Origin of the sequence: Nonomuraea sp. NPDC003709 (assembly GCF_040610775.1) — a bacterium.
Taxonomy (GTDB): domain Bacteria; phylum Actinomycetota; class Actinomycetes; order Streptosporangiales; family Streptosporangiaceae; genus Nonomuraea; species Nonomuraea angiospora_A.
On the sequence record NZ_JBEXMW010000004.1, the window covers coordinates 1 to 20,012 of the forward strand.

The following is a 20,012-nucleotide window of genomic DNA, read 5'->3' on the forward strand; positions in this document are numbered from 1 at the left end:
CCCTGTGACACTGTCGGGCGCCCGCGGCCGCGGGCGCCCGACAGTGTCACAGGGACGTCTGCTCGTCCGGCGCCGACCCGGACGGCAGGGCCTCGGGCCCGGAGGCGAGGGCGCCGCCGATCGCGCCGATGGTGTTGGTCAGCCGCACGCCCGAGCCGTCGCGCCGACCGATCTCCTCCGGCAGCGGCACGGGCTTGCCCACCGCCGAGACCGCCTTGGCCGGCGCCGGGCCGGCCCACGCCAGCAGCAGCTCGTCCTCGCCCTTCAGGAACCGCTGAGCCCGGACCCCGCCCGTCGCCCGCCCCTTGGCCGGGAACTCGGCGTAGTCGGACAGCTTGCCGCCGCCCACCTGCGTGCCGGGCAGCGCGGTCGAGGAGCCCGCGATCGTGACCACGTGCGCGGGACGCTCGGGATCCACCACCCCGAACCAGATCACCCGCGCCCCGTCGTCGAGCCGGATGCCCGCCATGCCGCCCGCCGGGCGGCCCTGCGGGCGCACCTGCGAGGCCGGGTAGCGCAGGAGCTGGGCGCCGGAGGAGATGAACACCAGGTCGTGCGACTCCGACACCAGCTCGACCGCGCCCACCACGATGTCGCCGTCCTTCAACGTGATCACTTCGAAGTCGTCGCGGTTGGCCGGATAGTCGGGCACCACCCGCTTGACCACGCCCTGCGCCGTGCCCAGGGCCAGGCCGGGGCCGTCGGGGTCGAGGGAGCCCAGGCCGACGACCTTCTCGTCGGGCTGCAGCGAGACGTATTCGGACACCGGGTGCCCGCCCGACAGGGACGGCGGGTTGGCCGTGGTCGGCAGGGTCGGCAGGTCGACGACCTGGATCCGGATCAGCCGGCCCAGCGACGTCACCACGCCCACCTCGCCGCGTACGGACGTCTTCACGACCGACACCAGCACGTCGTGCGCCGACCGTTCGCCCTCGCCGGACAGCGGCGTGGCGTCGGAGGTGCGCGCCAGCAGGCCGGTCGAGGACAGCAGCGCCAAGCACGGGTCGTCGGCCACCTGCAGGTCCACGACCGCGACCGGGGTGCGGGTGACGCCCGGCGCCTCCAGCAGGACGGTGCGGCGCGGCATGCCGTACTTCTTGGCCACGTCGGCGAGCTCGCCCGAGACCACCTGGCGCAGCTTGGCGTCGGAGGAGAGGATCTCGGTCAGCTTGGCGATCTCGTCGCTCAGCGTCTCCTTCTCCCGGTCCAGCTCCAGTTTGTCGAACCTGGTGAGCCGGCGCAGCGGCGTGTCCAGGATGTAGGAGGCCTGGATCTCGCTCAGGTCGAACACGTCCATCAGCCGCGTGCGGGCCTCGGCCGAGTCGTCGGAGGAGCGGATGACCTGGATGACCTCGTCGATGTTGAGCAGGGCGATGATGAGGCCGTCGACCAGGTGGAGGCGCTCCTCGCGCTTGCGCCGCCTGTACTCCGACCTGCGGCGCACCACCTCGAGCCGGTGGTCGACATAGACCTGGAGCATCTCGCGCAGGCCGAGCGTGCGCGGCTCGCCGTCGACGAGGGCGACGTTGTTGATGCCGAACGTCTCCTCCATCGGCGTCAGCCGGTAGAGCTCCTCCAGGACGGCCTCGGGGATGAAGCCGTTCTTGATCTCGATGACCAGCCGGAGGCCCTTGTGGCGGTCGGTGAGGTCCTTGAGGTCGGCGATGCCCTGGAGCTTCTTGGCGTTCACCAGCTCCTTGATCTTGGTGACGACGCGCTCGGGGCCGACGTTGTAGGGGAGCTCGGTGACGACGATGCCCTTGCGGCGGGGCGTGATCTGCTCGACCGCGCACTTGGCCCGCATGCGGAACGTGCCACGCCCCGTCTCGTACGCGTCGCGCACGCCCTGCAGCCCGATGATCGAGCCGCCCGTCGGCAGGTCGGGACCCGGGACGAACGTCATCAGCTCGTCCAGCGTCGCGTCCGGCTTCTTGATCAGATGGCGGGCGGCGGCCACGACCTCGTTGAGGTTGTGCGGCGCCATGTTGGTGGCCATGCCGACCGCGATGCCGCTGGTGCCGTTGACCAGCAGGTTGGGGAACGCCGACGGCATGACGACCGGCTCGGTCTCCTGGCCGTCGTAGTTGGGCTTGAAGTCGACGGTGTCCTCGTCGAGGGAGTCGACCATGAGCATCGCCGCCGGGGCCAGCCTGGCCTCGGTGTATCGCATGGCGGCCGGCAGGTCGTCGGGCGAGCCGAAGTTGCCGTGGCCGTCGACGAGCGGCAGGCGCATGGAGAACGGCTGCGCCAGGCGCACCAGGGCGTCGTAGATGGCGCTGTCGCCGTGGGGGTGCAGCTTGCCCATGACGTCGCCGACGACGCGCGACGACTTGACGTGGCCGCGATCCGGGCGCAGGCCCATCTCGCTCATCGAATAGAGGATGCGACGCTGCACGGGCTTGAGGCCGTCGCGCGCGTCGGGCAGGGCGCGCTGGTAGATCACCGAGTAGGCGTACTCGAGATAGCTGGTGCGCATCTCGGAGGTGACGTCGATGTCGACGATCCGCTCCTCGAAGTCCTCGGGCGGGGGTGCAGTCGTGCGTCGGGCCATGTCGAACATTGTGCCGAAGGTATTCGGGTGCCCGCGACTCGTTGGCGTCACAAGTCGCCCGGCGTGTACGGAAGGCTCTCCCGGACGCCCCTTGACCAAGCAATTGCTTGGGTCGTACGTTCGGGCCGAGGATTCCTACCTGTATCCGGAGGCGTCATGATCGAGTTCCATCCCGTGACCATGCATATCGGCGCCGAGGTCACCGGGGTCGATCTGCGCAAACCGCTGTCGCAGGAAGAGGTCGCCACCCTGCGGGCCGGCTGGCTCAGGCACCTCGTGCTGTTCTTCCGCGACCAGCACATCGACGACGAACAGCACCTGCAATTCGCCCTGAACTTCGGCACGCTCAACCACCCGGCCTTCAAGAAGGACTCCACCAGCCCCATCCACGTCCTCGACCAGACCTCACCGAAGGGCGAGGGCGGGGACGAGTGGCACAGCGACAACACCTTCGAGCCCACCCCGCCGATGGGCTCCCTGCTCCGCTGCGTCCAGCTGCCCAGCGTGGGCGGGGACACGTGCTGGGCGAACACGTACCTGGCGTACGAGACGCTCTCGCCGTCGCTGCAGCGGCTGTGCGACGAGCTGACCGCCGAGCACGACATCACGATGTCGATGAAGAAGGCGATCGCGAAGGGGCACCCGTTCGACCTGGCCGAGATCCAGGCCAAGTGGCCGCCGGTGGAGCGCCCGGTGGTGCGCGTGCACCCGGAGACCGGCCGCAAGGCCCTGTTCGTCAACCGCGCCTCCACGACCCGCCTGGTGGGGCTGACGGACCGGGAGAACGAGGCGCTGCTGCCGCTCCTGATCGACCACATCCGGTCGCCGGAGTACCAGCTCCGGCTGCGGTGGCGGCCCGGCACGCTGGCGTTCTGGGACAACCGCCCGACCCAGCACTACGCGGTGGCCGACTACACCGAGCGCCGCCGCATGCACCGCGTCACCGTCAACGCCTTCCCCGAGCACGCCGACAAATAGCGGGTGCGGGTGAGCCCCCCTGAGGTCACAGTTCCACCGAATGCGGGGCGGGTATGGCGGTCGGCGGCCCATTCCGTCGGAGAAAGCTGGTAACAAGGGGGGCATGAGTGAAGCCCCCGATGTCGCGATGCTGCGTGAAGAGGCCGAGGAGCGGTTGCGGGCCCTGGCCGGGGAGCACGCCGTGCTGCGCGAGGACCAGTGGGCCGCGATCGAGGCGCTGGTGCTGGATCGGCGGCGGGTGCTCGTCGTGCAGCGCACCGGCTGGGGCAAGTCGGCCGTCTACTTCGTGGCCACCGGGCTCCTGCGCGAGCTCGGCGAGGGCCCCACGGTCATCGTCTCGCCGCTGCTGGCGCTCATGCGCAACCAGATCGCCGCCGCCGAGCGGGCCGGCATCAGGGCCGTCACGATCAACTCCGCCAACCCCGAGGCGTGGGAGGAGATCTACGGCGAGGTCGCCGAGGGCTTGGTCGACGTGCTGCTGGTCAGCCCCGAGCGGCTCAACAACCCCGACTTCCGCGACAACGTCCTGCCCGAGCTGGCCGAGAGCGCCGGGCTGGTGGTGGTGGACGAGGCCCACTGCATCTCCGACTGGGGCCACGACTTCCGGCCCGACTACCGCAGGCTGGCCACGCTGTTCGAGGAGCTGCCGCCGGGCATCCCGGTCCTGGCCACCACCGCCACCGCCAACGCCCGCGTCACCCGTGACGTGGCCGAGCAGATGCGCCTGCCCGGCGACGACGGCGACGGCACGCTGGTGCTGCGCGGGGCGCTGGAGCGGGAGAGCCTGCATCTGAGCGTCGTGCGCCTGCCCACCGCCGAGCAGCGGCTGGCCTGGCTGGCGCAGACGCTGCGCGAGCTGCCCGGCTCCGGCATCGTCTACACCCTCACCGTCGCCGCCGCCCACGAGATCGCCGGATACCTGCGCGACCAGGGGTTCGAGGTGGCCGCCTACTCCGGGCAGACCGACCCGGCCGAGCGGCTGGCCGCCGAGGAGGCGCTGCTGACCAACAAGCTCAAGGCGCTGGTGGCGACGAGCGCGCTGGGGATGGGGTTCGACAAGCCCGATCTGGGGTTCGTGGTGCACGTGGGGGCGCCGCAGTCGCCCGTCGCCTACTACCAGCAGGTCGGCCGGGCCGGGCGCGGGGTCGAGCGGGCCGAGGTGATCCTGCTGCCGGGCACCGAGGATCGGGATATCTGGTCATATTTCGCCTCGCTGGCGTTCCCGCCCGAGCCCGTCGTACGGACCACGCTCCAGACGCTCGAAGAGCGCGGCGTCATGTCCACCCCGGCGCTGGAGACGGCGGTCGACCTGAGCCGGAGCCGGCTGGAGATGATGCTCAAGGTGCTCGACGTGGACGGCGCGGTCCGGCGGGTCAAGGGCGGCTGGGAGGCCACCGGCGAGCCGTGGGCGTACGACGTCGAGCGCTACACCCGCATCGCCGCCGAGCGCAGGGCCGAGCAGGAGGCCATGCTGGGCTATCTGACGACGTCCGAGTGCCGGGAGCAGTTCCTGCGCAGGCACCTCGACGACGAGACCGCCACGCCGTGCGGCCGCTGCGACAACTGCACCGGGCGGCACCGCTCGCCGGAGATCGGCGCGCAGGCCGTCGAGGGCGCCCGCCAGCGGCTGAGCAGGCCCGGCGTCGAGATCGAGGCCCGCAGGCAGTGGCCCACCGGGCTGGCCGACCTGTCCGGGCGGATCAAGCCGGAGCTGGGCGCCGAGCCCGGCCGCGCGCTCGGGCGGCTGACCGACATCGGCTGGGGCAACCGGCTGCGGGAGCTGTTCCACGGGGGCGACGGGCCGGTTTCCGACGACGTGTTCAAGGCCGTGGTGCAGGTGCTGGCGTCCTGGGAATGGCGCGAGCGGCCCGTGGCCGTGGTCAGCGTTCCGTCCGCGACCCGCCCCACGCTGGTGCGGAGCTTCGCCGAGCGGCTGGCGTCCGTGGGCCGGCTGTCCTATCTCGGCGAGCTGGGCTATCGGGCGGGAGCGCCCGGGCAGCAGTTCAACAGCGCGAAGCGGGTGCAGGCCGTCCGGGGGACGCTCGCCATGCCCAAGGAGCTGGGCGCCTCGATCGCGCAGTGCGGCGGGCCGGTGCTGCTGGTGGACGACCGCGTCGACACAGGGTGGACGATGACGTTGGCGGCGGCCCTGATCCGGCACGCGGGCGCTCCGGCGGTCCTCCCGCTCGCCCTGGCGGTCACCTCGTGAGGCGCCTACTTGAGGCCCATGGTGAGCAGGTCGTAGTTGCCAAAGACGGGGCTGACGTGGACGTTGGCGGCGTTCTGGCCGCGTAGCAGCACCGGGCATACCCAGACCAGCGGCACGAGCACGGCTTCGTCGGCGAGCTTCTGCTCCACCTCGGTCCACAGGTCGGCCCGCTTGCCCGCGTCGAGCTCGGCTCTGGCCCGGTCCATGAGATCGTCGATCGCCTTGACTCGGACGCTCACGTTGAACGAGTACGTGTCGGTGATCTGTCTGCTGTCGGCGATCGACGACAGGAACGACTCGGGGTCGGGCCAGTCAGGTGCCCAGGACTTGGGGATCAGGCCGATGCCCTGCTGCTTGAGCTGGCCGGGGTTGCCGCCGTATGTCTTGTGGAACTCCGCGGTGGAGACCTGCCGCAGCTTGACGTCGATGCCGATCTCGCCGAGGTCGTTCTGTACGACCTCGGCGATCTGCTTCTCGGCGCCCAGGTCCCGATAGACGTAGTTCGCGGTGAACCCGGACGGTTTCCCGCACGCGGCCAGCGACTGCTTGGCGGCCTGCTGGTCACCCTCGGCCTTCAGGTTCGGATCGGACCAGCGGCCGCCGGCGACCGTGGGCGGGACGAGTGACGTGGGCAGCCGGGACTGTGCCGGTCCGGCGCCGAACGCGCGGGCGAGGTTCTTGAGGTTGAGCGCGCGGACCACCGCCCTGCGGCAGTCGACCTTGTCGAACGGCGCCACCTGCGGGTTGATCGCCAGCATGCGCACGGACGTGCCCACCGGGACGTCGGCCCGTTTCCTGAGCGCCGGATCGGCGAGCACCGCGGCCTCGCTGCTCGCCGAGCTGGTCGTGAAGCCGAAATCGGCGGTGCCGGCCCGCAGCCGCTGCTCGGCGTCGGTGACCTGGTAGTCGATCTCGTAGCGGTCGGGGAGCGCATTGCGGTTGGGGTCCGTGGCGGCGGCCCACTGGTCGTTGCGGGTGAGGACGACCTTTTTCTTGTCGGCGGACACGCTCTCGATCTTGTACGGGCCCGAGGCGAGGACGCTGTCCTGCGTGTCCTTGGCCTTCGGCACGGGGACTGTCTCGGGGAGCTGCACGACGTCGTCGAAGGCCGCGTACGGCCGCTTGAGACGGAAGACGATCGTCCGTTCGTCGGGGGTCTGGATGGCCGAGTCGGTGTTCGCGCCCGGTGACTTGGCGGGGCCCTGGTAGCCGGAGGGGAGGTCGAGCATGAGGTCGAAGTGGCCCGATCCCAGGGTGCGGGAGGGATCCATGCTCCGCAGGATCGCGTACTTGACGTCCTCGGAGGTGATCGGCGTGCCGTCCTGATATTTCACGCCTTGTCGGAGTTTGTAGGTCCAGGTTTTGCCCCCGTTGCCCGGCACGCCGAGCGATTCGGCCAGGTCCGGCACGATCTGCGTCCCGGCGGCCCCTGGCACCGGCTTGAACATCGTCAGCGAACGCCCGTACAGCCGGACCAGGTTCATGGAATCCGTCATGTACATGTTCCCCGGATCGACAGACTCCAGCTCGTACGGCGAGACGACGCGCAGGGTCCCGCCCTTCTTGGCCGAAGGGTCCGCCACGGAGGTCACGGCCGCCCCGAAGGCCGCCACGGGCGAGGAGGATGTGGGAGTGGGGTCCGGCCGGCGGTCCTCGGGATGGGTCCGCGCCACGAGCCACACCGAGATCCCGGTCACGAGAGCGGTGGCCGCCGCCCCGATCGAGACCAGCGCCCTCCGCTGCCCGCGCCGCCGCGAAGGCTCGGTCGAGGCCCCCGGCACGGGCGGCCGTACGGGGCCGCTGACCGGATACTGCAGGGGTGCCCCCGGACGGAGGTGCCCCCCGTTCGCCTGAGGGGCGCTGATCGGCTGAGCTCCCGGAGGGGCGGGTGGCGGGGCGGTGCCGGCGCGGATGAGGTCCCGCATCAGCTGCTCGGCGGTGGGCCGTCGCCGGGGGTCCTTGGCCAGGCAGGCCCACAGCAGCGGCGCCATCTCCGGTGGCACGCCGTTCAGGTCGGCGTCGAGGTTGAGGATGCGGTGCATCACCACGGGCAGCGGCCCGAAGCCGAAGGCCCCGCGCCCGGTGGCGGCGAAGATCATGGTGCCCGCCCAGGCGAACACGTCGCTCGCCGGAGAGGCCTCTCCGAGGAACTGCTCGGGGGCCATGAACGCGGGCGTCCCCACGATGCCGGTGGTCAGGCTCTGGCTGATGTCGAGCGCCCGGGCGATGCCGAAGTCGATCACGCGGGGCCCGTCCGGCCCGAGCAGCACGTTGCTGGGCTTGAAGTCCCGGTGGACGACCCCGGACCCGTGGATGGCCACCAGGGCCGTGGCGGTGGTGATCGCCAGCCGCATGAGCGCCGGGCCCTGGACGGGGCCTTCCTTGGTGACCTGGTGCTGCAGGGAGGGCCCGTCGACGTACTCGCCGACGATGAAGGGCTGGTCGTCGACGGCTCCGACCTCAAGCACGCGTGCCGTGCAGAACTCGGCCACCCGCCGTGCCGCCTCGGCCTCTCGGCGGAAGCGGCGTACCGCCTGCTCGTCGTCGGCGAACCTGGCGTGCAGCAGCTTGATCGCGACCTGCTCGCCGGAAGGGGAGACGCCGAGGTAGACGCTGCCCTGACCGCCCTCGCCGAGAAAGCCGGTGACCTTGTACGAACCCACCGACGTGGGGTCGCCCGGCCGTAACGGACGCACGCCGCGCATCCGGCTCCCTTATTTCGCGCTCATCCCGATTTTCTCCACCATAGCGGTGCAGGACCGCTCACAACGGAGCCCTGTGGGACTAGAACGGCGGGCGGGCGCCCAGGTGCGCGATGGCCTTCGCGGCCAGGCGGCAGCCGGCGGCCAGCGACTCGGTCGGCGGCTTGCCCGCCAGCCAGACGGGCAGGAAACCGGCGCTGAACGCGTCTCCGGCACCCGTGCCGTCCACGATCTTGTCGACCGGCTCGGCGGCCACGTGGACCGGGTCGGGGCGGCCGTTGGCGTACCACAGCGCGCCTTCGGAGTTCATCTTGATGACGACCTGCGGGAACCACGCCGTCAGCACCTTGGCGGCGGCCTCGGCGTCGTCGCGGCCGGTCAGCACCTTGGCCTGCTCGATGTTGGCGAACAGCAGCTTGACCCCGTTGGTCCACTCCAGGAACGACTCGGCACCCGTACGCTCCAGAGGCGCGGACGAGGCGCAGTCGACCGAGATCGACATCCCGCCGCGCCTGGCCATGTCGAGCGCGGCCAGGCCCGCGTCGCGCGAGCCCTCGTTGATCAGCGTGTAGCCGGACAGGTGGAGGTGCGCGCCGCTGGAGAACAGGTCACGCGGCAGGTCCTCGGGCGACAGCGCAGCGTTGGCACCGGGGTCGGAGAGCATGGTGCGCTCGCCCTTGTGCGTGACGAGCACCACGCAGGTGCCGGTGGGCCGCTCAGGGTCCATGACGAGCCGGGCGTCGACGCCGTAGCCCATCAACTCCATGTCACGGTTACGCCCCGTGATGTCGGCGCCCCTGCGGCCGATGAAGGCCACCTCGGCGCCCTCGACGGCGAGCCACGAGGCGATGTTGGCCCCCGAGCCGCCGCCGTGCATGGTCACGATCGCCGGGGTGTCACTCGCCCTGGCAAGCGCATAACGGGCGCGCGCGACCGCGTCGGTCATGAGATCGCCCACCACGACGACCCGCGTCATGATGTCACCACCTTGCTGCCTTCAGAACGAGCCTGGCCACGGCAAAACTAACAGCTTCCGGGGTGCCCGTGGGGCGGTCCCACGACACCGGGCTGCAGTCGATGCACAAGCGTTGCCCAACAGGGGCTCCGGTCTTGGCATATGAAATGCGGGTTTACGCTCGACACTGTGGAGGCACACTATCCGGCCCACTGGGAAGCCGACGTCGTTTTGGCCGACGGAGGCACGGCGCACGTCCGGCCGATCAAGCCCGCAGACGCCGACCGCCTCCGCTCTTTTTACTCGCGGCTGTCAGACGAGTCGATCTATTTCCGGTTCTTCGGGCCGAGGCCCCGGCTGTCCGACCGGGAAGTCGAGCGGTTCACCAACGTCGACTACGTCAACCGGGTCGCGCTGATCGCCACCATCGGCGCCGAGATGGTCGCCGTCATCCGCTACGACCGCACCGGCCCCGGCGAGGCCGAGATCGCCTTCCTCGTCGAGGACGCGCACCAGGGCAGGGGAGTGGCCTCCGTGCTCCTGGAGCACCTGGCGGCCACGGCCCGCGAGAACGGCATCGAACGCTTCGTCGCCGACGTCCTGCCCGCCAACATGCGCATGATGGGCCTGCTGCGCCAGGCCGGTTACACGGCCCAGAGCCAGTTCGAGGACGGCGTCGTACGCATGACGCTCGACCTCACCCCCACCGAGACCTCGACGGAGGTGACGCTCGCCCGCGAGCACCGCGCCGAGTCCCGGTCCATCGGCAGGCTGCTCGCCCCCGGCTCGGTCGCCGTCATCGGCGCCTCGCGCGAGCCCGGCGGGGTCGGCCAGACCGTCCTGCGCAACCTGCTGGCCGCCGACTTCACCGGCCCCGTCTACCCGGTGCACCGGGAGGTGCGGGCCGTGGCGGGCGTGCGGGCCTATCCGAGCGTGGGGGCCATCGACGGCGACGTCGACCTGGCCGTGGTGGCCGTGCCCGCCTCCGGCGTGATCGACGTGGTCAAGGAGTGCGCGGAAAAGGGCGTGCACGGGCTGGTCGTGGTCTCCTCCGGGTTCGGGGAGACGGGCCCGGAGGGCAAGGCCAGGCAGGACGAGCTGGCTCGCCTCGCGCGTTCGTACGGGCTGCGCGTCGTGGGCCCCAACTGCCTCGGCATCGCCAACACCGACCCCGCCGTCCAGCTCAACGCGACCCTCGCCGCCACCCTGCCGTGCCGGGGCAAGGTGGGGTTCTTCAGCCAGTCGGGCGCGCTCGGCACGGCGCTGCTCCAGCGGGTGGCACAGCGCGGCATGGGCATCTCGACGTTCGTCTCCGCGGGCAACCGGGCCGACGTGTCCGGCAACGACCTGCTGCAGTACTGGGAGGAAGACGACTCGACCGAGGTGATCCTGCTCTACCTGGAGTCGCTGGGCAATCCGCGCAAGTTCACCCGGCTGGCCAGGCGCATCGCCCGCAGCAAGCCGGTCGTGGTGGTCAAGAGCGGCGGCACCCCCTCCGGGCACTCGGCGGAGGAGCTGCGGCTGCCCGACTCGGCGATCAGCTCGCTGTTCGAGCAGGCGGGGCTGATCAGGGTCGACGACCTCATCCAGCTGTTCGACGTGGGCCAGCTGCTGGCCTACCAGCCGCTGCCCGCCGGGCCCCGGGTCGCGCTCGTGACCAACTCCGACGCGCTCGGCCTCCTGGCCGCCGACGCCTGCCTCGCCGCCGGCCTCGACCCCCGCTCGCCGGTCAACCTGGGAGCCGCCGCCGGGGCCTCGGAGTTCGGCGCGGCCCTCGCCGGCGAGCTGGCCTCGCCCGACGTGGACGCCGCCGTCGTGATCTACATGCCGCCCATCCCCGGCGACACGGACGCGGTGGCGGCCGAGCTGCTGCGGGTCTCGAAGGACTCCGGCAAGCCGGTGCTGGCGACGTTCCAGGGGCATCTGGGCATGCACCAGGCCCTGCGCGTCGAGACGGGCCCGCCGGGGTGCGGGACGGCCCCCGCGCGCGGCTCGATCCCCTCGTACGCGGCGCCCGAGGAGGCCGTGCGCGCGCTGGCCCATGTGGTCCGCTACGCGAAGTGGTTCGCCCACCCGGCGGTGCCGCCGCCGGAGCTCGACGGCATCGACACGGTCCGTGCCAAGGCCCTCGTCCGGACGGCCCTCCCCGCGACCGTTCCGGCACGGACCGGCGCGTCGGAAGAGGGGGCGTTCGCGCAGCCGGGCCCGCCGGTCGAGGTGGACGCCGCCGAGCTCCTGTCCTGCTACGGCCTCACCGTCTGGCCCGCCGAAGTGGTGCGCTCGCCGGACGAGGCGGTGCGGGCGGCCGAGCGGCTCGGGTGGCCGGTGGTGCTCAAGGTGGCCGACCCCGGCGCCTCGCGGCGCGCGGGCACCGTGCGTCTCGGCCTCACCGGGCCGGAGATGGTCCGCCACGCCTATGCCGAGTTCGCCGACCAGCTGGGCGAACGCGTGGAGCTGGCGGTCCAGCGCATGGCGCCGCAGCCGGCCGTCCCGACCGTCGTGGGCGTCGTCGAGGACCCCGCGTTCGGTCCCTTCGTCTCGTTCGGGCTCGGCGAGGTGACCGCGCGCCTCCTCCTCGACCAGGGCTTCCGCCTGGCCCCCCTGACCCGCGAGGACGCCGCCGGGCTCGTGCGCTCCGTCCGCGCGGCCCCGCTGCTCTTCGGCGAGTACGGCTACCCGCCCGTGGCCGTGGACGCCCTGGAAGACCTCCTGGTACGCGTCGGCCGCCTGGCCCACGACCTGCCGGAGGTGGCCAGGCTCGACCTGGACCAGGTGCTCGTCGGCGAGTCGGGGGTCATCGTCCTCGGCGCCCGCGCCACCCTCCGCACCCCGGCGGGCCCACGCCTCGACGGCGGCCCCCGGAGGCTGTCCTGATCAGCTCTCAGCGAAGGGCGGCCGACGGGAGCGAATGGGGTGAACCAAAGCGCCCTCTGATGCCTGGATAAAAGACGTTATAGAGCGTTATATCCAGTGGGTGAGCACACAGCCTCGCCCTGGCAGGATGGACCCATGAGGGAAACCCGAGTCTCAGCCGCGGGCCTGCGTGAAGCGATCGAGCGCAGCGGCTACTATCCCGACCTCGTCACTGATGCGGTCGAATCCGCGCTGGGTAAGGAGGCAGTGACCGCCTTCGTGGTCCATCACGAGGCCACGTTCGATCCCGCCATGGAGGTGCGCAGGCACGTCACGGTGCTGGTGCTCTCGGCGACGCGGCTGCTGGTCTGCCACACCGACGAGCATCCCGCGGTGGAGGGCGTCTCGACGTCCCACGCCTCCACGACCACGGAGGCCGTGCGCCTGACCCGTGTCCAGTCGGTCGCCGTCACGCGCGTGGTGCCCGACCCCGCCTCCTACGTCCCCGGCGTTCCTCCCACGGAGGTGACGCTCACGATCGGCTGGGGCGCCATCTCCCACGTGGACCTGGAGCCGGCCACCTGCGGCGACGAAAACTGCGAGGCCGACCACGGCTACACGGGCGCGATCACGGCCGACGACCTGTCCCTCCGGGTCAGCGAGGCGGCCGACGGCCCGGAAGCGGTCACCCACGTCCTCGCCTTCGCCAAGTCCCTCTCCGAGGCCACCGCCCGCGCTTCCTGAGCGGGAGATCCGCCAGGGCATAGGATGAACGACATGCTGGTGCCGGGGTACGGTGGCGGGTCACTCGCGGACCTGCCCGACGCGTTGCTGGCGGCGCTGGGCGTGCGCGCACCCGAGCCGGACACGGCGAGTCCGCCCGGTGCGACGGGCGCCTCGGATCCGGCGAGTCTGCCCGGCGCGGCAGGCGGAGGGCCGCTCGTCCTGGAGCCGGCCGATCGCGTGTGCCTGTTCCTGGTCGACGGCCTGGGCGCCGAGTTGCTGAGGGCGCACGCCGAGGCCGCCCCGTTCCTGTCCGGCCTGGCGGGCCGGACGCTCACCGCCGGATTCCCGGCCACGACCGTCACCAGCCTCTGCTCCCTGGGCACCGGCCTGACCCCGGGCGAGCACGGCATGCTCGGCCTGACGCTGGCCGTCCCCGGCACCGGCCACCTGTTCAACTGCCTGCGGTGGACCCTCCCCGACGGCCTCACCATGGATCCCGAGCTCTGGCAGCCCGCCCCGACCGTCTACCAGCGCGCCACCCGGGCCGGGCTCGACGCTGTCTACGTCGCCCCCGCCGAGTTCGAGGGCACCGGCCTGACGCAGGCCGTCTACCGGGGCGTCCGTTACGTGGCCGCCGACACCGTGGACGACCGCGTGGCCCGCGTGCACGAGTCCATGCGCCAAGGGGCGGCGCATGTCACCGTCTACTACGGCGATCTGGACGCCGCCGGCCACATGACGGGCTGGGGCAGCGAGGAGTGGCTGCGGCAGCTCGCCGTCGTCGACGACATGGCCCAGCGGCTCGCGGAGGGCCTGCCTCCTGGATCCGCCCTCTACGTGACCGCCGACCACGGCATGGTCAACGCCACCGAGAAGATCGACGCCGAGAGCGTCCCCGAGCTCACGGAGGGCGTGGCGCTGCTCGGCGGCGAGGCCAGGGCCAGGCACGTCTACGCCGAGCCCGGAGCCGCGCGGGACGTGCTGGAGGCGTGGCGCGAGACCCTGCGCGGGAAGGCCTGGGTGGTCTCCAGGCGGGAGGCGGTGGAGTCGGGCTGGTTCGGCCCCCGGGTGCGGGACGCGTGGCTGGGGCGCATCGGCGACGTCGTGGCCGTGCCGTATGCCGACCTGGCGATCATCGCGCCTACCCATCACAGGATCGAGGCCCTGTTCACCGGCTACCACGGCTCGATGACGGCGGCCGAGCAGCACGTGCCGCTCCTGCAGGCCCGCACGTGACCTGGCCGGAGATACTGTGACGAGTTCCGGCGACGAATTCTCTGGGGGTACGCCTTGACCAGCCCGCTGATCACACCGGCCGAGCTCGCCGCGCTCGATGACGTGACGGTGCTCGACGTCCGCTGGCGGCTCGGCGGGCCGCCCGGGGTGGAGTTCTACCGCGAGGGGCACATCCCCGGCGCCGTCTACTGCGACCTCGACCAGGATCTCGCGGCCCCGCCCGGCGCGGGCGGGCGGCATCCGCTGCCAGAGGCGGGCGCATTCCAGAGCGCGATGCGGCGGCTCGGCGTGTCGGACGGGCGCCCCGTGGTGGTCTACGACGACGCCGGATCCACGGTCGCGGCCAGGGCCTGGTGGGCGCTGCGCTACTTCGGTCACCAGGACGTCCGCGTCCTCGACGGCGGGCTGCCCGCGTGGACCGAGGCCGGGCTGCCCACCATGAAGGACTCACCCGACCTCGCGGCGTCCGGCGACTTCACCGCGCGGCCCGGCGGGATGCCGGCGCTGACGGCCGACGAGGCGGGGGCGCTGGCCACCCAGGGCGTGCTGCTCGACGCCCGGGCCGCCGAACGCTACCGGGGCGAGGTGGAGCCGATCGATCCCGTGGCCGGGCACGTTCCCGGGGCCGTCAACGCGCCCACGACGGAGAACGTCGGGCCCGACGGCCGCTTCCTCGCGCCCGCCGCCCTCCGGGACCGCTTCACCGGGCTCGGGGTCCGGGAGGGGGTTCAGGCGGGGGCCTACTGCGGCTCCGGCGTGACGGCCGCGCACGAGGTGCTGGCCCTGGAGGTGGCCGGCCTGCCCGCCGCCCTGTACGTCGGCTCCTGGTCCAACTGGGTGGCCGACCCCTCCCGGCCGGTCGCCACCGGCTGACCTCACCGCCAACGGCCGGCCTCCGGCTGCGGGGCCCCGCAGCCCTGGCCCTGCGTCGGTGTGGGGCCGGGCTGATCAGCTCTGCGGGCCCCGTACCGCTAATACAACGGATGGTCGCCCGCGCCGAAGCAGACGAAGCCGGTCTCGCCGGTCTTGGCGGCGGCGGAGGCCAGGGCGGCGTCCGGGGGCCGGCCCGCCACCAGCAGTTCGTGGAACATGCTCATGAGCGCCATGGCCCCCTCGTCCCGCACCGGCACCAGCCCGGCCACCACGCACGCGGACCCCTTGGCCAGGAACGTTCCGGGCAGGCCCAGCGGCGCCCCCTCCACCGGCGTGCGCGACATCCCCGAGTTGCAGGCCGACAGCACCACCAGCCCCGGCGACCGCGGGATGTCCAGCAGGTCGTAGGCCATCAGCGAGCCGTCCTCCAGCGTGATCCCGGACACCAGCGGGCTGCGCGCGTGGAAGACCCCGTGCGCGGCCAGGTGCAGGACGTCGGCCGCCGCCAGGGCCTCCAGCACCGGCCCGGTGCGCCCCGGCGCCTCGCGCCCGTCCGGGTGGCAGGCGAGCACGTTGCGCACCTCGGCGTGCGCGTGCGCCAGGGCGGGCCCGGCCGCCGCCACCACCGCCGGCGGACCGCTGCGGCGGGCGCGGGCGAGCTCCCGGGCCCGCACCCAGCCGGCCGCGCTGGCGACCACGTTGACCGGGCGTTCGCGCAGGCACGGCAGCGCCCCCCACGGCAGCGTGTGCAGGGCGTCCACCGGCACCACCACCAGCGGCCCGTCTCCCAGCTCGGCGAGGAGCGGGCGCAGCAGCAGCCCTTCGACCTCCAGGGCCGCCACCTCGACGCTCTCCAGGTCGCAGCGAAGATGCGGCGTCCCGGAGCACTGGCGGCGCAGCGCGTGACGGAGCCGGACGATCGCCTCCTTGACCTGCCGAGCGTCGCCCACCCGCCGCAGCGTCACGCGTTCCCCGGTGACGAGCACGGCCAGCAGCGCGTCCTCGTCCGCCACGAACTCCACCAGAGCCCCGCACCCCAGCTCCGCCCGAACCCGTTCGGGATCCACCAGCGAGCACGCGTGCGAGGGCGCGGCCACCGCCCGCCACCGCTCCGCGAACTCGAACACCTCCCCGGCGGACCCGCCCCGCACCGCCAGCCCCAGCCCGAACCCCGCCAGCCGCTCCCCGGCCCTGGCCGCGTGCGCGCGCAGCGAGGGATCGTCGAACGTCTCCACCCGCTCGCTCACCTCCGACAGCCCCACGCGGACCGCCCGGAAGGCCCCCGTGGCGTCCTCCTGCAGCGACGCCTCCAGCGCGAGCGCGTGCTGGCGCACCGGCACCGGGATCTCCGCCTCCCGCGCCGGCGCGGACTCCAGCGGGGTGAGCCGGGTGCCGATCGGGGGAAGCGGCTCCTCGCGTTCGGCGTGCTCGGTGAGGAGGGCCAGCTGCGCCGAGGCCGTCGGGTGGTCGTCCACGGCCAGCGCCGCCTCGGCCGCCACCAGCCGCAGCGCGGCGGCGCCCGCCAGGTGCGCCAGGCCGTCCTCCAGCTCGTCCGCGCACGCGACCAGGTCGGCGACCAGGGCGGGCGTGACGGGTTCGAGCGTCAGCCGGGCCCGCAGGACGACCTCCCTGGCCAGCGGCAGCCATGACGTCCGGTCCTGCGCGGCCAGCTCGCCAGCCGCCTGCTCGGCCACCTCCAGCGCCCGGCGCGGGTCGCCGGTCAGCAGCTCCACCTGCGCCAGCTTCAGCCGGGCCTCGGCCAGCGCCACGTGCGCCCCCGACACCTCGAGATCGGGCACGGCCAGGCTCAGCATGGCCCTGGCCTCGCCCGGCAGATGGGCGGCCAGCAGGGCGCCGGCGAAGTCCGCCCGCATCGTGGCCAGCCGCTCGGGGAAGCCGAACAGGGTGTCCTCGGCCTCGCGGTAGAGCTTGAACGCCCCCGCGATGTCGCCCCGCCGTACCGCGAGGAAGGGCAGGTTCGCGGCGGACAGGCGTCCCAGGTGCCGCAGCCCCGAGTGCCGGGAGATCTCCAGGCAGGCGGTGAGGTCGCGCATGGCGGCGTCCCAGTCGCCGCGGTAGGAGTGGACGAGACCGCGGTTGAGCAGCCCGCCCGCCAGGAACCTGCGGTCGTCGATGGTGCCGGGAGCGGTCACGAGGGCCCGCAGCGCGCGGTCGCAGGCGGCGATGGCCTCCTGGTGGCGGCCGAGACGGGCCAGGGCGACCGCGCGCTGGGTGTCGAGCTTGGCGCGGTCGAGCGGCGAGAGGTGGGCCCAGGCCAGGGCGGCCACCCGCAGGGCCTGGAGCGGGTGGCCGAGTTCGGTGCGTACGGTGACGAGGGAGAGCCGGGCCTGGGCGATCCGCTCCGGCGGGGCGCCCGGGGTGGCGATGGCCTCGCGGAGGTGGTGCTCGGCACTGCGCAGGTCGCCGAGCTCGCGGGAGGCCAGCGCGATGGCCCTGTGCGCGACGGCCTCGGCGTCGGGGTCGCCGACGCGGCGGGCGGTGGAGAGCACGGTACGGCCGGCGCGAAGGGCGTGGTCGGGATCGACCAGGGAGCGCATGACAGCGGCCTCGGCCGCCACGACGAGTGGATCTCGGTCGTCGGGTCGCTCTGGTGTTGCGCTCATGTGGGGTGCCTTGGGATGGAAACTCGCTGCCTTGGAACGGAAACGGCCGAGAGAGGCGACGCGGCTCTCTCGGCTGGTCGGCAAGGGGATCAGGGTCGCCTCGTCAGGGCCGGATGCGCACCCATCGCGTCTGAACGGGCTTGTGGCCGGGGCGGTGGCAGACCACGCTCAGCCAGCCCGGCGGCAGGCCGGTGGCGGCGAAGTCGCCGGAGCCGGCGATCCGCCGGGTGAGCGTCAGATGGGGAGTGCGCACATCGATGAGCGCGCCCTCCCCCGGGTACGGGAAGACGTGTCCCGCCACGTCGATGAGCCCGTCGCCGATCGTTATCTCCAGGTCGAAGGTGAGGCCCGCCACGACGAAGCGCACCAGATGGGAGCCTTCGTCATCGCGTACACCGCCGGCGGCGCCGCGGTCGGTGGGGCCGGCCGTCACCGCCCCGGGGACCCGGAGCCGGTAGGCGTCGCGCGCGGCGGCGGACACCTGGCCGGGAATCGGGTCGTTCCCGGAGGCCAACCGGAGGGCTGCCAGGAAATACTCGTCGTTGATCATTGCGCTGTCTCCTGTATTGAGATCAGAGTGCGCAGTTTTTCCAGGCACCGGGCCTTGGTCGGACCGATGCTGCCCACGGGCAGTCCGAGCCGTGACGCCATCTGCTGGTTGCCGAAGTCGACGGCGACCAGCTGGAGGAGTGAGCGGCAGGGCTCGTGCAGGTCGGAGACCGTCTTCCAGAGCAGGCGGCGGCCGTCGGCCTCCAGGACGGCGGACTCCGGGTCAGGGTCTTCGACGACCTCGAAGGAGGAGACCCCGGGACGATCTTTACGCAGCAGCAGGAGGGCTTCGCGGCGCACGGTCGTCACCAGCCAGGCCCCCACTCCGGCCGGATCCCTGATGCTCGGGAGGTGCTGCAGCAGGCGCAACCAGGAACCCTGGACCGCGTCCGCCGCGTCGGAGGGGCTCAGGCCGCACGCACGGGCCACCGCCCACATACGCGGCCCGAACCTGGCCTCCAGCTCGTCCCAGGCCGTCCGGTCGCCCTCGGCCGCCGCTGCGAGCAGCTCCGCTGAATCGCGCATCGCGGCCTCCTTCCGTCCGGCACGAGTAGGCGATCATGCCTCCCCGTGATTGGCTGAGGACTGAGCGTAAACTCTACAGACTCGCCGGGATCAGAACTCCCAGATCCGGAATTTGCCGGGCCCGCTCAGATTCGAAGAGCCGTCTGGCGACCTCCTTGGCCGGCTCGCTCTTGGCCCCGTCCGCGACGGCCCCTGCCACCAGGGCGGTGGCGAACGATGTGCCGCTCCACGCCGCGTATCCCGCGAAGTCACCGCCGTCCAGGAAACTGCTGGTCAGCCAGTCGCCGCGGGCGCAGGCGTCCACCCAGATGCCGTAGCCGGAGTAGGGGGCGCGCTGCTCCTCCGCGGCGTCCACGGCGGCCACGCCCACCACAGAGGGCAGCGCCGCCGGCCAGAACGGCCGGTCGGACCCCGTGTTGCCGGCGCAGGCCACGGTCACCGTGCCGGGCAGCGCGGCGATGGCGTCCGACAGCAGCGGTGGCGGGCAGTCGTCGTAGGTGTGGCCGCCGAAGGAGAGGTTGAGCACCTGCGGAGGGCGCTCGCGCAGGCGGTGGAGGGCGCGGACGACGGTCGCCTCGTCGCCGATGCCGTCGCCGTCGAGCACCCGGTGCACGCTCAGCTCCGCGCCCGGGGCCCGCCGGGTCAGCAGGCCCGCGATGAACGTGCCGTGCCCCGCCTGCGAGCCCTCCGTGGCGTCGGCGCTCTCGGGGGCGGTCTCGCCGTACCAGTCGCTGCCGGACCACCACGGGTGCTTGGCGATGCCGGTGTCGAGCAACCCCACGACCACGCCCGAGCGGGACCGCCCCGGCTTGTGGGCGATGGGCGGGGTCGGAAAGGGTCTGGACGCGGGACCACCGAAGAACAGGGGCTGGCCGCGGAACACGTGGTTCGGCGACGCTCGCAGGCCCCGCTCGCGGAGTTCGGCGGTGATCTCGCAGGGGTCGGCGCCGGGCGACAGGTGGATCACGCAGACGCCGTCCGCCTCCGAGACCGCCTGGGTCCAGCGGGAGACGGCCGACAGCGCCGCGCGGTCGGTCAGCACCTGACCAGGCCGGATGAGCGACGCGCCGACAGATTGGATGTCCATGAGGCGGTATGTTTCCCCGCTGGTCCAACTGTCACATGCCACTCCCGCACCAAGTTGGTATGGCCCCCCTCTGGTGCCGGATAGCGACCGACGGTAGTCTCTCCCTAGTCACTTGTGATCATCCCGGGGCGAGGCCGTTGGGGA

The 20,012-nt window shown here is 72.4% G+C and carries 13 protein-coding genes; 6 read left to right on the forward strand and 7 right to left on the reverse strand.

Annotated elements, in window-relative coordinates; translation table 11 throughout:
• Nucleotides 1-46: 46 nt before the first annotated feature.
• Nucleotides 47-2,560: a DNA topoisomerase IV subunit A gene (locus ABZX61_RS12765; protein ID WP_355194077.1), complete on the reverse strand. Its 2,514-nt coding sequence runs from the start codon at nucleotides 2,558-2,560 to the stop codon at nucleotides 47-49.
• A gap of 147 nt (nucleotides 2,561-2,707) precedes the next feature.
• On the opposite strand from ABZX61_RS12765, the gene ABZX61_RS12770 reads away from it, so the two are divergent.
• Nucleotides 2,708-3,529: a TauD/TfdA family dioxygenase gene (locus ABZX61_RS12770; RefSeq protein WP_350723211.1), complete on the forward strand. Its 822-nt coding sequence runs from the start codon at nucleotides 2,708-2,710 to the stop codon at nucleotides 3,527-3,529.
• A 103-nt stretch (nucleotides 3,530-3,632) separates the two neighbouring features.
• On the forward strand, nucleotides 3,633-5,738 hold the full coding sequence (locus ABZX61_RS12775; RefSeq protein ID WP_355194080.1) for a RecQ family ATP-dependent DNA helicase: 2,106 nt from the start codon (nucleotides 3,633-3,635) through the stop codon (nucleotides 5,736-5,738).
• 5 nt (nucleotides 5,739-5,743) lie between these two features.
• Here the strand turns inward: ABZX61_RS12775 and ABZX61_RS12780 are convergent, their stop codons facing one another.
• A complete protein-coding gene (locus tag ABZX61_RS12780; RefSeq protein WP_355194082.1) occupies nucleotides 5,744-8,443 on the reverse strand; it encodes an ABC transporter substrate-binding protein in 2,700 nt (899 codons plus the stop codon).
• Nucleotides 8,444-8,522: 79 nt separating this feature from the next.
• Complete coding sequence (locus tag ABZX61_RS12785) at nucleotides 8,523-9,416, reverse strand: sugar kinase (RefSeq protein ID WP_350723205.1); 894 nt, start codon at nucleotides 9,414-9,416, stop codon at nucleotides 8,523-8,525.
• A 141-nt stretch (nucleotides 9,417-9,557) separates the two neighbouring features.
• On the opposite strand from ABZX61_RS12785, the gene ABZX61_RS12790 reads away from it, so the two are divergent.
• From ABZX61_RS12790 to ABZX61_RS12805, 4 genes are all read left to right on the forward strand, one after another.
• Complete coding sequence (locus tag ABZX61_RS12790) at nucleotides 9,558-12,269, forward strand: GNAT family N-acetyltransferase (RefSeq protein ID WP_355194084.1); 2,712 nt, start codon at nucleotides 9,558-9,560, stop codon at nucleotides 12,267-12,269.
• Between the two features lie 135 nt (nucleotides 12,270-12,404).
• The gene (locus tag ABZX61_RS12795) at nucleotides 12,405-12,992 is read left to right on the forward strand and encodes a DUF5998 family protein (RefSeq protein WP_355194086.1); all 588 of its coding nucleotides are present in this window, start codon (nucleotides 12,405-12,407) and stop codon (nucleotides 12,990-12,992) included.
• 24 nt (nucleotides 12,993-13,016) lie between these two features.
• Nucleotides 13,017-14,210 carry a nucleotide pyrophosphatase/phosphodiesterase family protein gene (locus tag ABZX61_RS12800; RefSeq protein WP_355194088.1) on the forward strand — a complete coding sequence of 398 codons (1,194 nt, stop codon included), beginning with the start codon at nucleotides 13,017-13,019 and terminating at the stop codon, nucleotides 14,208-14,210.
• Nucleotides 14,211-14,264: 54 nt separating this feature from the next.
• Nucleotides 14,265-15,083 carry a sulfurtransferase gene (locus tag ABZX61_RS12805; protein WP_355194090.1) on the forward strand — a complete coding sequence of 273 codons (819 nt, stop codon included), beginning with the start codon at nucleotides 14,265-14,267 and terminating at the stop codon, nucleotides 15,081-15,083.
• A 98-nt stretch (nucleotides 15,084-15,181) separates the two neighbouring features.
• Here the strand turns inward: ABZX61_RS12805 and ABZX61_RS12810 are convergent, their stop codons facing one another.
• From ABZX61_RS12810 to ABZX61_RS12825, 4 genes are all read right to left on the reverse strand, one after another.
• Complete coding sequence (locus ABZX61_RS12810) at nucleotides 15,182-17,707, reverse strand: CHAT domain-containing protein (protein ID WP_355194092.1); 2,526 nt, start codon at nucleotides 17,705-17,707, stop codon at nucleotides 15,182-15,184.
• Between the two features lie 103 nt (nucleotides 17,708-17,810).
• Nucleotides 17,811-18,257 carry a hypothetical protein gene (locus tag ABZX61_RS12815; protein WP_350723195.1) on the reverse strand — a complete coding sequence of 149 codons (447 nt, stop codon included), beginning with the start codon at nucleotides 18,255-18,257 and terminating at the stop codon, nucleotides 17,811-17,813.
• Nucleotides 18,254-18,781, reverse strand: a complete 528-nt coding sequence (locus ABZX61_RS12820; protein WP_355194094.1) for a sigma-70 family RNA polymerase sigma factor — start codon at nucleotides 18,779-18,781, stop codon at nucleotides 18,254-18,256. Before ABZX61_RS12820 ends, ABZX61_RS12815 begins: the two co-directional genes overlap by 4 nt.
• 73 nt (nucleotides 18,782-18,854) lie before the next feature.
• On the reverse strand, nucleotides 18,855-19,868 hold the full coding sequence (locus ABZX61_RS12825; protein ID WP_355194096.1) for a S8/S53 family peptidase: 1,014 nt from the start codon (nucleotides 19,866-19,868) through the stop codon (nucleotides 18,855-18,857).
• Nucleotides 19,869-20,012: the final 144 nt, after the last annotated feature.

What these genes read in the sequence shown, in the direction of transcription:
- ABZX61_RS12765 (WP_355194077.1), bottom strand. Translation starts at nt 2,560, where the DNA reads ATGTTCGACATGGCCCGACGCACGACTGCACCCCCGCCCGAGGACTTC.
- ABZX61_RS12785 (WP_350723205.1), bottom strand. Translation starts at nt 9,416, where the DNA reads ATGACGCGGGTCGTCGTGGTGGGCGATCTCATGACCGACGCGGTCGCG.
- ABZX61_RS12770 (WP_350723211.1), top strand. Translation starts at nt 2,708, where the DNA reads ATGATCGAGTTCCATCCCGTGACCATGCATATCGGCGCCGAGGTCACC.
- ABZX61_RS12790 (WP_355194084.1), top strand. Translation starts at nt 9,558, where the DNA reads ATGAAATGCGGGTTTACGCTCGACACTGTGGAGGCACACTATCCGGCC.
- ABZX61_RS12780 (WP_355194082.1), bottom strand. Translation starts at nt 8,443, where the DNA reads ATGCGCGGCGTGCGTCCGTTACGGCCGGGCGACCCCACGTCGGTGGGT.
- ABZX61_RS12800 (WP_355194088.1), top strand. Translation starts at nt 13,017, where the DNA reads ATGAACGACATGCTGGTGCCGGGGTACGGTGGCGGGTCACTCGCGGAC.
- ABZX61_RS12810 (WP_355194092.1), bottom strand. Translation starts at nt 17,707, where the DNA reads ATGAGCGCAACACCAGAGCGACCCGACGACCGAGATCCACTCGTCGTG.
- ABZX61_RS12775 (WP_355194080.1), top strand. Translation starts at nt 3,633, where the DNA reads ATGAGTGAAGCCCCCGATGTCGCGATGCTGCGTGAAGAGGCCGAGGAG.
- ABZX61_RS12825 (WP_355194096.1), bottom strand. Translation starts at nt 19,868, where the DNA reads ATGGACATCCAATCTGTCGGCGCGTCGCTCATCCGGCCTGGTCAGGTG.
- ABZX61_RS12815 (WP_350723195.1), bottom strand. Translation starts at nt 18,257, where the DNA reads ATGATCAACGACGAGTATTTCCTGGCAGCCCTCCGGTTGGCCTCCGGG.
- ABZX61_RS12820 (WP_355194094.1), bottom strand. Translation starts at nt 18,781, where the DNA reads ATGCGCGATTCAGCGGAGCTGCTCGCAGCGGCGGCCGAGGGCGACCGG.
- ABZX61_RS12795 (WP_355194086.1), top strand. Translation starts at nt 12,405, where the DNA reads ATGAGGGAAACCCGAGTCTCAGCCGCGGGCCTGCGTGAAGCGATCGAG.